Below are 13,309 nucleotides of genomic sequence, written 5' to 3'. Positions count from 1 at the left end.
CGCGTCCACCGTTGCGCCCACGAGGCGACGCTCAGAACGGAATGTCGTCGTCCATGTCGCTGAAGTCCGCCGCCGGCTTTGGCGCCGGTGCGGGCCGCGCGCCGCCGCCGCCACCACCGCCACCCCCGGCGGGACGCCCCGCCGGTGCGGCCCGGCGCTGGGGTGCACCGCCGCCGTACTCGTCCTCGCCACCGCCGCCGCCGCCGCCGGGGCCGCCCATGCCTTCGCGGCCGCCCAGCAGCTGCAGCTCGGTGGCGATGATGTCCACCGTGTTGCGCTCCACGCCGTCCTGGCCGGTGTACTTGCCGTACTTCAGGCGGCCTTCCACGTAGATGGGGCGGCCCTTGCGGACGTATTCGTTGGCGATCTCGGCCAGGCGGTCATAGAAGGTGACGCGGTGCCACTGGGTGTCTTCCACCGTCTCGCCGCTGTTCTTGTCCTTGCGCCGGCTGGACGTGGCCACGCTCACGTTGGCCACCGCCTGCCCCGAGGGCAGGTAACGCATTTCGGGATCCCGGCCGCAGTTGCCGACCAGAATGACTTTGTTGACGGATGCCATGGGTTTCCTCCGGGTGAATCGGGGCGATTATGGGGTGGCGACTGGCGGGCTTCTAAGTGGCCTGGGCCTCGTCGGCCAGCGTCTCTTCCGGCGACTTGGCGCGCTGCGGCGCGCGCATGGGCCAGGCCACCACCAGCCACAGCAGCATGAGCGCCGCGCAGGCGCCGAAGACGCCGTGCGGCCCGGCCACCTTGGCCAGCCAGCCGCCCAGCGCACCGCCGACGAAGAAACCGAGCGACTGCAGGGTGTTGTAGACCCCCAGGGCGGCGCCGCGCGCGTGCGCGGGAGCGACCCGGGAGGCCATGCTGGGCTGGCTGGCCTCCAGCACGTTGAAGCCGCAGAAGAAAAGAAAGAGCAGCGCCCCCATTTCGGCCACGCCCGGTCGCGCCGCCACCAGCAGGAAGCCCAGCTGCACGACCCCGATGAGGCCCACGGAGCCCAGGAACACCGCGCGCAGGTAGCCGCGCCGCTCCAGCGGAAACAGCACCGCCGCCATGACGAAGAAGGACCCGAGGACCGTGGGCAGGTACACCTCCCACTGGTGCTGCGCATCCAGGCCCGCGGTCACCAGCAGGCCGGGCACGGCCACCCACATGGCCAGCTGCACCGCATGGAGCACGAAGACGCCCAGGTTCAGCCGCAGCAGGGCCGGATGCTTCAGCACCTCGGACATCCGCCCCCGCGGCATGTCCCGGTGCTGCTGCGGCTCCGGCGGGGTCCACCAGCGCACGACGGCGATGCAACCCAGCGCCAGCACGCCCGTGAGCGCGAACAGGCCCGCCAGCCCGATGCCCGCGGCCAGCATCGGCGCGGCCACGAGGGACAAGGCGAACATGAGCCCGATGCTCGCGCCCACCATCGCCATGGACTTGGTGCGCACCTCGTCGCGCGTCTGGTCCGCCAGCAGCGCGGTGACGGCCGCCGACACGGCGCCCGCGCCCTGCAATGAGCGGCCGACGATGAGCCAGGTGAGCGTGGGCGCGGCGGCGGCGACGAAGCTGCCGAGCGCGAACACGACCAGGCCGAGGGTGATGGTGCGCTTGCGCCCGAAGCGGTCCGAAGCCAGGCCGAAGGGGATCTGCAGCAGGCCCTGGGTGAGGCCGTAGATGCCCATGGCCAGGCCGATGCGGGCCGGATCGTCCCCGCCGGGGTAGCCCGCCGCCTCCAGGGCGAAGACGGGCAGCACCAGGAACAGGCCCAGCATGCGGGCGGCGAAGACGGTGGCGAGGGAGCCGCTGGCCCGGCGCTCGAGCGGCGTCATGCGGCTGGATGAGGGGGCGGTGGAGGTGGAACTCACGAAGTCGGAAGGCTGGCGAAACAATGGGGCACGCGCCGGCGCGCAAGGGGTGGATTGTCGGCCATCGGCCGACCGGCCCCTGGCGCACGTGCCGCAACTATCATGCCGGGTTTACCTTTTCCCGGGCTCCGCTTGAAACCCCCCGCCGACAGCGTCTACCTCGGCGATACGCTGAAGCAGCAGCGCATCGCCATCCGCGGTGCGCGCACGCACAACCTCAAGAACGTCGACCTCGACATCCCGCGCAACCGGCTGGTGGTGATCACGGGCTTGTCCGGCTCGGGCAAGTCCTCGCTCGCCTTCGACACGCTGTACGCGGAGGGCCAGCGGCGCTACGTGGAGAGCCTGTCCGCCTATGCGCGGCAGTTCCTGCAGCTCATGGACAAGCCCGAGGTGGACGTCATCGAGGGCCTGTCGCCGGCCATCGCCATCGAGCAGAAGGCCAGCAGCCACAATCCGCGCTCGACGGTGGGCACGGTCACCGAGATCCACGACTACCTGCGCCTGCTCTTCGCCCGCGCGGGCACGCCCTACTGCCCCACGCACGACGTGCCGCTCACGTCCCACACGGTCTCGCAGATGGTCGATGCCGCACTCGCCCTGCCGGCCGACACCCGCCTCATGGTGCTGGCGCCGGTGGTGCGCGAGCGCAAGGGGGAGTTCGGCGAGCTGTTCGCGCAGATGCAGGGCCAGGGCTACGTGCGCTTCCGCATCGACGGCCAGCCCTACGAGGCCGAGCGCCTGCCGGCGCTCAAGAAGACCGAGAAGCACGACATCGACGTGGTGATCGACCGCCTGAAGGTGCGGCCGGACGCGCAGCAGCGCCTGGCCGAGAGCTTCGAGGCGGCCCTGCGCCTGGCCGAGGGCCGCGCCGTGGCCCTGGAGATGGACAGCGGGCGCGAGCACCTGTTCAACGCGCGCTTTGCCTGCCCGATCTGCCACTACGCCATCGGCGAGCTGGAGCCGCGCCTGTTCTCCTTCAACTCGCCCGTGGGCGCCTGCCCGAGCTGCGACGGCCTGGGGCAGCTGGAGTTCTTCGACCCCCATCGCGTGGTCGGCTTCCCCACCCTGTCGCTGGCCTCGGGCGCCATCAAGGGCTGGGACCGGCGCAACCCGCACTACTTCAGCCTCATCGAGAGCCTGGCGCGGCACTACGGCTTCGACGTGGAAGCGCCCTTCGAATCGCTGCCCGAGCCGGTGCGCCGCGCGGTGCTGCACGGATCGGGCGAGGAGGAGATCAAGTTCAGCTACGTGCTGGATGGCGGGGGCGCGACCGGCCGCAAGGTGAACAAGAAGCACGTCTTCGAGGGCGTGATCCCCAGCCTGGCGCGGCGGTGGCGCGACACCGATTCGCCCGCCGTGCGCGAGGAGCTCGCGCGCATGCGCAGCCTGCAGCCCTGCCCCGAATGCCATGGCGCGCGGCTTCGCAGCGAGGCGCGGCACGTGCGCGTGGGCGAAGGCGAACAGGCACGCAGCCTGCACCAGATCAGCCACGCCACCCTGCGCGAAAGCCAGGCCTATTTCGAGCAGCTGCGGCTGCACGGCGCCAAGGCGGAGATCGCCGACAAGGTCGTGCGCGAAGTGGGCTCGCGCCTGAAATTCCTCAACGACGTGGGTCTGTCCTACCTCAGCCTCGACCGCAGCGCCGACACGCTCTCGGGCGGCGAGGCCCAGCGCATCCGCCTGGCCAGCCAGATCGGCTCCGGCCTCACGGGCGTGATGTACGTGCTGGACGAGCCCAGCATCGGCCTGCACCAGCGTGACAACGACCGGCTGATCGACACCCTCAAGCACCTGCGCGACATCGGCAACAGCGTGCTGGTGGTCGAGCACGACGAGGACATGATCCGCGCGGCCGACCAGGTGATCGACATAGGGCCTGGGGCGGGCCTGCACGGCGGGCAGGTCATGGCCCAGGGCACGCCGGCCGAGGTGGAGGCCGACCCGCGCTCGCTCACCGGCCGCTATCTCGCGGGCAGCCTGAAGATCGCGGTGCCCGAGAAACGCCACCCGTGGCTTCCGGTCGCCGGCGGCAAGGCGGGCGAGCTGCAGCGGCTTCGCATCGTCGGCGCGCGCGGCAACAACCTGAAGGACGTGAGCGTCGATGTCCCGGTGGGCCTGCTCACCTGCGTGACCGGCGTGTCCGGCTCGGGCAAGTCCACGCTGGTGAACGACACGCTGTATGCCGCCGTGGCCCGCACGCTGTACCGCGCGCACGAGGAGCCGGCGCCCTGCGAGGAGATCGACGGCATCGAGCACTTCGACAAGGTCATCGCGGTCGACCAGTCGCCCATCGGCCGCACCCCGCGCAGCAACCCGGCCACCTACACGGGCCTGTTCACGCCCATCCGAGAGCTCATGGCCGACACCAACACCGCCAAGGAGCGCGGCTACGGCCCGGGGCGCTTCTCCTTCAACGTGGCCGGCGGCCGCTGCGAGGCCTGCGAGGGCGACGGCGTGGTGAAGGTGGAGATGCACTTCCTGCCCGACGTGTACGTGGCCTGCGACGTCTGCCGCGGCCAGCGCTACAACCGCGAGACGCTGGAAGTGCAGTGGAAGGGCCGCAACATCGCGCAGATCCTGGACATGACGGTGGAGGCCGCGCACGCCTTCCTCAAGACCGTCCCGGCGATCGCGCGCAAGCTGCAGACCCTGCTGGACGTGGGCCTGTCCTACGTCAAGCTCGGGCAGGCGGCCAACACGCTCTCGGGCGGCGAGGCGCAGCGCGTGAAGCTGGCGCTGGAGCTGTCCAAGCGCGACACGGGGCGCACGCTCTACATCCTGGACGAGCCCACCACGGGCCTGCACTTCGCCGACATCGACCTGCTCCTGAAGGTGCTGCACCAGCTGCGCGACGCGGGCAACACCATCGTGGTCATCGAGCACAACCTGGACGTCATCAAGACCGCCGACTGGCTCATCGACATGGGCCCCGAAGGCGGCGCGGGCGGCGGCCAGGTGGTGGCCGCCGGCACGCCCGAGGACATCGCCGCCCACCCGCAAAGCCACACGGGCCGCTACCTCAGGCGCTTGCTGTAGCCTGCGCGCCCATGGACTCCGTCTCGCAGTTCGCGCTGGGGGCCGCCGTGAGCGTGGCCGTGATGGGCCGCCGCACGGCGGTGTGGAAGGCCGCCCTGTGGGGCGGCCTGGCGGGCACCATCCCCGACCTCGACTCCTTCATCGACTTCGGTGACGCGGTGCGCAACATGACCTTTCACCGCGGCCACAGCCACGGCCTGTTCTGGCTCACGCTGGGCGCGCCGGTGCTGGCCTGGATCGCGAGCCGGCTGGGCGGCGGGCGCGCCCTCTTCAAGCGCTGGTGGCTGGCCCTGTGGCTGGCTCTGGTCACGCATCCGCTGCTGGACACCATGACGGTGTACGGCACGCAGCTGCTGCAGCCCTTCTCGGAACACCCCTTCGCGCTGGGCAGCATCTTCATCATCGACCCGCTCTACACGGTGCCGCTGCTGGTGGGCCTGGTTGTGGCGCTGGCGCGGCGCGCGCACCGGGGCCTTGCATGGAACCGCTGGGGCCTGGCGCTGTCCTGCCTCTACCTGGGCTGGAGCGCGGCGGCGCAATGGCATGTGCGCCAGATCGCCGAGGAATCGCTGGCCGCCCGCGGCGTGCAGGACGCGGCGGTGCTGGTCACGCCGGCGCCGCTCAACACCGTGCTGTGGCGCGTGGTCGCCGTCAAGGACGACCGCTTCCTGGAAGGCTTCTATTCGCTGCTGGACCCGCAGCGCTCCATCACCTTCCGCGCCTTCGACCGTGGCCTGCCTTTGTACGAGTCGCTGGACCACCTCTGGCCGGTCGCCCGCATGGCCTGGTTCTCGCGCGGCTTCTTCAAGATGAGCGAAGAGCACGGCCAGGCCTTCATCACCGACCTGCGCATGGGGCAGGAGCCGGGCTACGTCTTTTCATTCCGGGTCGCGCGGCGCGGGTCCGGCTGGCAGCCGGCGGAGCCGGAGAACCTGGGCTGGCGGGGGGATGTGGGGCGCGGGATCGAATGGATCTGGGCGCGGATGTGGGATTCGGATCTGCCGCCGCTGGAGTGATGCGGACCGGTCAGTTCGAAGGCCGCGCGTCCTGCAGCACGGCGCGCGTCCTCACCGCCTCGCGCCGCGCCGCCTCGGCGAAGTCCTCGCCACCCGAGGCGTACAGGATGGCCCGCGAGGAGCTCACCACGATGGGTGCGTCCTCGCGCCAGCCGGCCTTCACCGTGGCCACCGCATCGCCGCCCTGTGCGCCGACGCCGGGGATGAGCAGCGGCATGCGCGGGGCCACCTGGCGCACGCGCTCGATCTCGGCCGGATAGGTGGCGCCGACCACCAGCCCCAGCTGCCCGTTGAGGTTCCAGGGTCCCTGCGCCAGCCGGGCCACGTGCTCGTACAGCAGGGGCTCGCCAGGGACCGAAGCCAGGCGCTGGCTCTGCAGGTCATCGCCGCCCGGGTTGGAGGTGCGGCACAACAGAAATGCGCCCTTGCCCTCGTAGCGCAGGTAGGGCTGGACCGAGTCGAAGCCCATGAAGGGCGAGAGCGTGACCGCGTCGGCACCGTAGCGGTCGAAGGCTTCGCGGGCGTACTGCTCGGCGGTGGAGCCGATGTCGCCGCGCTTGGCATCCAGGATGACCGGCACCTGCGGGACGTTGCGCCGCAGGTGCTCCATGAGGCGCTCCAGCTGGTCTTCGGCGCGGTGGGCGGCAAAGTAGGCGATCTGCGGCTTGAAGGCGATGGCCAGGTCCGCCGTGGCGTCGGCGATGCGGGCGCAGAAGTCGTAGATGCGGCTCGCATCGCCCTGCAGCGCCCCCGGGAATCGCGCCGGTTCCGGGTCCAGCCCCACGCAGAGCATGGAGCCGTTGCGCCGCTGGGCGTCCAGCAGCTTCTCGATGAACGTCATGGCGCGCGATTGTAAGGACCGCCTCGTGCGGCCCCGGCTCAGGGCGCGCCGGGAACCGGCTTGGCGCGAGGGATCGAGGTGCCCTCGGGCGGCAGCGGCTTCGCCGGCTCCTCCGGAGGCACTGAGGGCTGCCCGGCTGCCAAGGGGCTGATCCTGGCCAGCGTTCGCTCCAGCACCTGGATGTCCGCCGGCTTGGCCAGGTGCACGTCGAACCCGGCGGCGCTGGAGCGGCGGCGCGCATGGTCGCTCGCATAGCCCGACAGCGCCATGAGGTAGGCGCCACGCAGCGCCGGGTCCGCACGCAGCGCCTGGGCCACGCCGTAGCCGTCGATCTCGCCGGGCAGGCCGATGTCCGAGATGACCACCTCGGGACGGAGGACGCCCGCGGCGGCCACGCCCGACTCGCCGTCGAAGGCGAGCTGCACCGTGTGCCCCGCCATCTCCAGCAGCTCGCCGAGCGAGCGGGCGGCATCCTCGTTGTCCTCGATGACCAGCACCTTGAGCCCGCGCGCCTCGACCGCGGTCCGCTCCGCCGGGCGGCCGCCTTCCTGCTGCGGCTGGGCGAGCGGCAGCCGCAGCGTGAAGCTGGAGCCGTGCCCCAGGCCGTCGCTGTCCACGGCCACGCCGCCGCCGTGCAGTTCCACCAGGCCCTTGGTCAAGGCCAGCCCCAGGCCGAGGCCGCCCTTGGAGCGCGCGAGGTCCTGCCGCGCCTGGCTGAAGGGATCGAAGAGGCGCTGGATCAGCTCGGCGTCCATGCCGACGCCGGTGTCCACCACCCGCACCATGGCCATGCGGCGGGTGGCGTCGGCCTCCACGTGCACTTCCACCTGGCCGCCGCGCTCGGTGAAGCGGGCGGCGTTGTTCAGGAGGTTGCCGACCATCTGCGCGAGGCGAACCGGATCGCCGTCCACCCAGATGGGCTGGGGCGCGCTGCGCACGTGAAGCCGCAGGCCCGCGCTCTCCAGGCTGGAGCGATAGTCCTCGGCCGTCTGGCGCGCGACGGCCGCGAGGTCGCAGCGTTCCTTGCGCAGCGCCAGCTTGCCGCGCGCGATGCGCGAGACGTCCAGCAGGTCGTCGATGAGGCGCGACATGTGCGTGACCTGCCGGTCGATGACCTCGCGCGCGCGGTCCTGCCGCGGCTCGTGCGAGCCGACCCGGCGCAGGATCTCGACGGCCGTGCGGACCGGCGCCAGCGGGTTGCGCAGCTCGTGCGCGAGCAGGGCGATGAATTCGTCCTTGCGGCGGTCCGCATCGTGCAGTGCCTGCTGCGCCTCGAGCTGCTCGGTCACGTCGGTGTTGGTGCCGAACCAGCTGACGATGCGCCCGCCCTGGTCGCGCAGCGGAAAGGCCCGCGAGAGGAACCAGCGGTAGCTGCCGTCGCGCGCCCGCAGCGGGAAGGTGTCCTCCCAGGGGTCGCCGGTGGCCACGTGGCGCTGGAACTTCTCCAGCGCCTGCGCTCGGTAGTCGGGGTGCTGGCAGCGGTCCCAGCCGCGGTCGGCCGCCGCCTCCGAGTCCAGTCCGGTGTACTCGTACCAGCGGCGGTTGAACCACTGCACCACGCCGTGCCGGTCGGTCATCCACGCCAGCTGCGCGATGTTGTCCGCCAGCGCCTTGAAGCGCATCTCGCTTTCCTTGAGCGTGGTGGCGCGTTCCTTGAGCAGGCTGGAGGCCGCACCCAGCGCCGCCGCCACTTCGGCGGCTTCACGGATGTGCGTCTCGGGGCTTGCGATGACGCGGCCGGCGCCCAGCTCGGAGGCCGCTTGGCTGAGCGTCTGGAAGGCCCGCCCGATGCGCCGGCCGATCAGCCGAGCCAGCAGCAGGCCCGCGGCGAAGAGCACCGCGATGCCCAGGCCCACGACCGCGGAGGTTCGCAGCATGTCCGACAGCAGCGCCGATTGCGGGATACCGATGGCCACGCCCCAGTTGGACACCGGCGAGCGGCTGAAGAAGGCGTCCATCACCACCCCGTCCAGGGTGGTGAACTCGCCGCGTCCCTCCGGCAGGAAGGCAAGCGGCTCCAGCAGGCCTGCGGCCACCTTCTGGCCGACGAAGCGGCGCGGCGCCTGCGCCCGCGCGACCAGCGTGCCGGTGGTGTCGAAGACGCCGGCGAACCAGTCGGCCGGCATGCCCTGGGTGCGCAGCACGGCGTCGAACTGCGAGGGCGGCACCACGATGCCCAGCGAATAGCTCAGCTCGCCGCGCACCAGCACGGGCACGTCCACGCTCATGGCGATGCTGCGCAGCTCGGGGGATTCGTACAGCCCGGAGATGCTGGCCTGCCCGGTCTCGAACACGTACTGCACATGCTCGGGCGCGGCGCCCTGGGGCAGCGCCGCGCCCCACTCGACGGCGGTGTTCAACCACTGGCGACCGACGGAGTCGCGCAGCACCGCATGCGTGCCCAGGCCTACCTGGCTGAGCACCTGCCGGGCCTGGCGGTGGAAGCGGGGCAGGTCGCCCTCGGTCAAGGCCGAGGACGTGGCCAGCGATTGCGCGACCGCCTGCACCTTCAGGAGGTGGTTGTCGGTGGCCTGGGCGAGTGCGCGCGCGGTCAGAAGGGTGCTCTTCTCCAGCTCGGCGCGGCTCTGCCGGTACTGGTGCCCGACCAGCACCAGCGCGCCCACCACGCCCGGCAGCAGGCACGCCAGCACCAGCCAGATCAGGTAGGTCCGCACCGTCCAGCGAACCGGACGCTTCTCTCTTAGGATCATTGAACTCCGTCGCTCCCTCGCGCAGGGGCCGGACTGTGGCAGCGCTGGCCGGCTGAAGCAAATCGCATTTGTTTACCCTGCGGCTGAGCAAGGGAAACTCTGCGTCGGCCGCCAAGGGCCGCACAAATAAAACCTGGCCACCCTACGCTCCACAACGTCGAGCCTTCCAGCTGATGAGCAGCATTGAACTTCGCCTCCTGCACCTCGATACGGATGTGGTCGCCGTTGACAAGCCCGCCGGGATGCTCGTGCATCCGAGCCGCCTGGACGCGCAGGAGAACGTCACGGTCCTGGCCGAGTTGCAAGCCCAGCTCGGCCAGGTCCTGTATCCGCTGCACCGGCTCGACAAGGCGACCAGCGGCGTGCTGGTGCTGGCCCGCCATGCCGAGGCGGCCCGCCACTACGGCCGCGTGTTCCGGGACGGCCTGGCGGCCAAGCACTACCTGGCCCTGGTGCGCGGATGGCCGGCGGAGCAAGGTCGCATCGAGCAGCCGCTCGCGCGCGACCCGGAGCGGCCGTCGGCCGGCCAGCCGCACCTGGACGCGCGCACCGACTGGCAGCGCCTGGCCACCTTCGAGTGGCCGTTCCCGGTGGATGGCCGCCACCCGACCAGCCGCTATGCCCTGGTCGGGGTGCAGCCCCTGTCGGGCCGGCGGCACCAGATCCGGCGGCATTTCAAGCACATCGCGCATCCGCTGGTCGGCGACAGCACGCACGGCAAGGGCGCACACAACCGCGCGGTGGCGCAGTGGCTCGGAACAGCCCGCCTGTGGCTGCACGCGGGGCAACTGCGCTTGCCCGCACCCGGCGGCGTGCTGGACCTGCACGCACCGGCCGGGCCGGAATGGGCGCCGCTCCTGCCTGCGCCAGAATGGCGCCCGCCATGCTCCGCTACCTGACCATCCCCGTCACCGCCTTCGCCCAGAACTGCTCGATCGTCTGGGACGACCAGACCCTGCAGGCCGCCGTCATCGACCCGGGCGGCGATCTCGACCGGCTGCTTGCTGAAGTGCAGCGACGCGGACTGAAGCTGGAGCAGATCTGGCTCACCCACGCGCACATCGACCATGCCGGCGGCACTGCCGAGCTGGCACGCCGGCAGGACCTGCCCGTCATCGGCCCGCATGAGGCGGACCGGTTCTGGATCGAGGCGCTGCCCCAGCAGGGCGCGATGTTCGGCTTTCCACCCGCCGAGGCCTTCACGCCGACTCGCTGGCTTCAGGACGGCGACACGGTGAGCCTGGGCGCGCACACGCTGAACGTGCGGCATTGCCCGGGCCACACGCCGGGCCATGTCGTGTTCCATTCGCCCGACCTGCAGCGCGCCTTCGTGGGCGACGTGCTCTTCGCCGGCAGCATCGGCCGCACGGACTTCCCGCAGGGCGACCACGCCATGCTGATTGCCAGCATCACGCAGCGGCTCTGGCCCATGGGCGACGAGACGGTGTTCATTCCGGGGCACGGACCCGAGAGCAGCTTCGGGCAGGAGCGGCGGACCAACCCCTACGTGCGCGACCGCTGATAGCGCTGGTTCAGCGAATGATGGGAATGCCCGCCGATGCGGGCGCACTGCGGGACGGCGCCACGGTGGCGGCCGGCTGCCCGGCTCGCCCCGCGCGGGCCTGCTCGTACAGCCCGCGCACGCGCGGCACGTTCTCGCGCAGCCGCCGGATGCGCTCCGGCCCGCTCGGGTGCGTGGACAGGAAGGCCGGGCCGCTGCTGCCACCGGCCTGGTTCATCTTCTGCCACAGGCTCACGGCCGCGTCCGGGTCGTAGCCCGCGCGCGCGGCGATCTCCAGGCCGACCAGGTCCGACTCGATCTCGTCTTCCCGGCTGAAGCGCAGGGTCAGCAGCTGCGTGCCCAGGTTGGCCGCCACGTCGCCGAGCTGGCCCAGCCCCAGGATTTGTCCCAGCACCGACAGGCCGATGCCCGTGCCCTGGGTCTTGGCGATGCGCTCGCGGGCGTGCTCGCGCAAGGCGTGCGCCATCTCGTGCGCGAGCACCATGGCCGCCTCGTCCTCGGTGAGCTTGAGCTTCTCCAGCAGGCCGGTGTACACGGCGATCTTGCCGCCGGGCATCACGAAGGCGTTGACCTGCGGACTGTTGATGAGGTTGACCTCCCAGCGCCAGTTGCGGGCCCGTTCGTTCCAACGCACGGCCGGGGGAATCAGGCGCGAGACGATGTTCTGCAGGCGCTGCAGGGAGGGGTTGCCGGGCGGTGCCAGCACGCCCTTGGCGCGCGCCTGCGCCAGCAGCTGCTGGTATTCCTGCGCGGCCGCCTGCTCCAGCTCCTCGGCCGGGATCAGGGTGCGCAGGCGCGAGGCTTCGCCGACATCGACCTGGCCGACCGCCGCGCCCGACAGGCCGGCACCGGTGGCCAGCAGGAAGGTCCGGCGCGCCACACCGGTGCGTTGACGCGCGAGCGCGTCCGAGATCCTGGCATCGCAGAGCTGGCACATGCGGCCCATCATAATGAGCGCGCTGCGCCCCCATGTCAGACAACATCATCACACCGCCGCAGACCGCGCGCCGGGACGGCTGGCTCCGTGCCTTGCAGGTCTACCTCGAACCCGCGACCTGGCGCATGCTGTTCCTCGGCTTCTCCGCCGGGCTGCCGCTGCTGCTGGTGCTGGGCACGCTGAGCTTCCGGCTGCGCGAGGCCGGCATCGACCGCACCACCATCGGCTACCTCTCCTGGGTGGGCCTCGCCTACGGCTTCAAGTGGGCCTGGGCGCCGCTGGTGGACCGGCTGCCGCTGCCCGGGCTCACGCGCTTGTTGGGGCGGCGCCGCAGCTGGCTGCTGCTGTCCCAGCTCGCCATCGCGGCCGGGCTGGCGGGCATGGCCTTCGTCGATCCGCGCCAGCAGCTGCAGGCGCTGGTGGGGTGCGCGCTGGTGGTGGCCTTCGCCTCGGCCACGCAGGACATCGCGCTGGATGCCTTCCGCATCGAATCGGCCGACACCGAACGACAGGCCGCGCTCGCGGCCGCCTACCAGACCGGCTACCGGCTCGCCATGATCTGGGCCGGCGCCGGCGTGCTGTGGCTGGCTGCGCAGGCGGAGTCCGCGGGCGCGGGCGGCTACCAGCCGCAGGCCTGGCGCCTCGCCTACCTCGTGATGGCCGGCTCCATGGCCGTGGGCCTGCTCACGGTGCTGCTCTCCCCCGAACCGCTGCGGCGGCCGCAACCGAGCGCGCGCGGCCTGGCCGAATGGCTGCGCGAGGCGGTGGTCGAGCCCTTCGCCGACTTCGTGCGCCGCTACCGCTGGCAGGCGGGGCTGGTGCTGGCCCTGATCGCCGTGTACCGGATCAGCGACGTGGTCATGGGCATCATGGCCAACCCCTTCTACGTGGACATGGGCTACACCAAGGAGGAAGTGGCGGCGGTCACCAAGGTGTACGGCGTGGCCATGACGCTCCTGGGCTCCTTCATCGGCGGCGTCATGGCGCTGCGCCTGGGCGTGATGCGGGTGCTGATGCTCGGCGCGGTGCTCAGTGCCTTCACCAACCTGCTGTTCGCCTGGCTGGGCGCGCGCGGGCACGACGTGCAGGCGCTGGTGCTGGTCATCTCGGCCGACAACCTGGCTTCGGGCATCGCCTCGGCCGCCTTCATCGCCTACCTGTCCGGCCTCACCAACGTGAGCTACTCGGCCACGCAGTACGCGCTCTTCAGCTCCATCATGCTGCTGCTGCCCAAGTGGCTGGCGGGCTTCTCGGGGCAGTTCGTCGACGCCTTCGGCTACAGCGCCTTCTTCACCGGCACGGCCGCCCTCGGGGTGCCGGTGCTGCTGCTGGTGGCGCTGGCCGCGCGGGTGCAGCCTGCCGCGAACCGGAGCGGGTGAAGCGCGGG

10 protein-coding genes are annotated in these 13,309 nt (G+C 71.3%); 5 read left to right on the top strand and 5 right to left on the bottom strand.

Annotated features, from left to right (window positions below; translation table 11 throughout):
- Nucleotides 1-31: 31 nt before the first annotated feature.
- Nucleotides 32-559: a single-stranded DNA-binding protein gene (ssb, locus tag EZ242_RS16615; protein ID WP_135286302.1), complete on the bottom strand. Its 528-nt coding sequence runs from the start codon at nt 557-559 to the stop codon at nt 32-34.
- A gap of 52 nt (nt 560-611) precedes the next feature.
- Nucleotides 612-1,820 (bottom strand): MFS transporter, encoded by a 1,209-nt coding sequence (locus EZ242_RS16610; RefSeq protein WP_135286301.1) that lies wholly within the window; start codon nt 1,818-1,820, stop codon nt 612-614.
- A 138-nt stretch (nt 1,821-1,958) separates the two neighbouring features.
- On the opposite strand from EZ242_RS16610, the gene uvrA reads away from it, so the two are divergent.
- A complete protein-coding gene (gene uvrA / locus EZ242_RS16605; protein WP_135286300.1) occupies nt 1,959-4,895 on the top strand; it encodes an excinuclease ABC subunit UvrA in 2,937 nt (978 codons plus the stop codon).
- 11 nt (nt 4,896-4,906) lie between these two features.
- A complete protein-coding gene (locus EZ242_RS16600; RefSeq protein WP_135286299.1) occupies nt 4,907-5,911 on the top strand; it encodes a metal-dependent hydrolase in 1,005 nt (334 codons plus the stop codon).
- 10 nt (nt 5,912-5,921) lie between these two features.
- Here the strand turns inward: EZ242_RS16600 and pyrF are convergent, their stop codons facing one another.
- Together pyrF and EZ242_RS16590 are read right to left on the bottom strand one after the other, a co-directional pair.
- The gene (pyrF, locus tag EZ242_RS16595; RefSeq protein WP_135286298.1) at nt 5,922-6,752 is read right to left on the bottom strand and encodes an orotidine-5'-phosphate decarboxylase; all 831 of its coding nucleotides are present in this window, start codon (nt 6,750-6,752) and stop codon (nt 5,922-5,924) included.
- Nucleotides 6,753-6,790: 38 nt separating this feature from the next.
- Nucleotides 6,791-9,463 carry a hybrid sensor histidine kinase/response regulator gene (locus EZ242_RS16590; protein WP_240787126.1) on the bottom strand — a complete coding sequence of 891 codons (2,673 nt, stop codon included), beginning with the start codon at nt 9,461-9,463 and terminating at the stop codon, nt 6,791-6,793.
- Between the two features lie 173 nt (nt 9,464-9,636).
- Here EZ242_RS16590 and EZ242_RS16585 point away from each other — a divergent pair, with 173 nt between their 5' ends.
- Entirely contained in the window at nt 9,637-10,362 is a 726-nt protein-coding gene (locus EZ242_RS16585; RefSeq protein ID WP_135286297.1) for a pseudouridine synthase, read from the top strand.
- Nucleotides 10,347-10,985, top strand: coding sequence for an MBL fold metallo-hydrolase (locus EZ242_RS16580; RefSeq protein WP_135286296.1), 639 nt, complete (start codon nt 10,347-10,349; stop codon nt 10,983-10,985). Before EZ242_RS16585 ends, EZ242_RS16580 begins: the two co-directional genes overlap by 16 nt.
- 10 nt (nt 10,986-10,995) lie before the next feature.
- On the opposite strand, the gene EZ242_RS16575 is transcribed toward EZ242_RS16580, so the two are convergent.
- Nucleotides 10,996-11,922 carry a M48 family metallopeptidase gene (locus EZ242_RS16575; protein ID WP_135286295.1) on the bottom strand — a complete coding sequence of 309 codons (927 nt, stop codon included), beginning with the start codon at nt 11,920-11,922 and terminating at the stop codon, nt 10,996-10,998.
- 32 nt (nt 11,923-11,954) lie between these two features.
- Between EZ242_RS16575 and EZ242_RS16570 the strand changes: the two genes are divergently transcribed.
- The gene (locus EZ242_RS16570; protein ID WP_135286294.1) at nt 11,955-13,301 is read left to right on the top strand and encodes an AmpG family muropeptide MFS transporter; all 1,347 of its coding nucleotides are present in this window, start codon (nt 11,955-11,957) and stop codon (nt 13,299-13,301) included.
- Nucleotides 13,302-13,309: the final 8 nt, after the last annotated feature.

Source organism: Ramlibacter rhizophilus (assembly GCF_004681965.1).
Classification (GTDB): domain Bacteria; phylum Pseudomonadota; class Gammaproteobacteria; order Burkholderiales; family Burkholderiaceae_C; genus Ramlibacter; species Ramlibacter rhizophilus.
The sequence above is the reverse complement of the archived record's forward strand: the minus strand, read 5'-3'. Positions and strand labels throughout refer to the sequence as shown.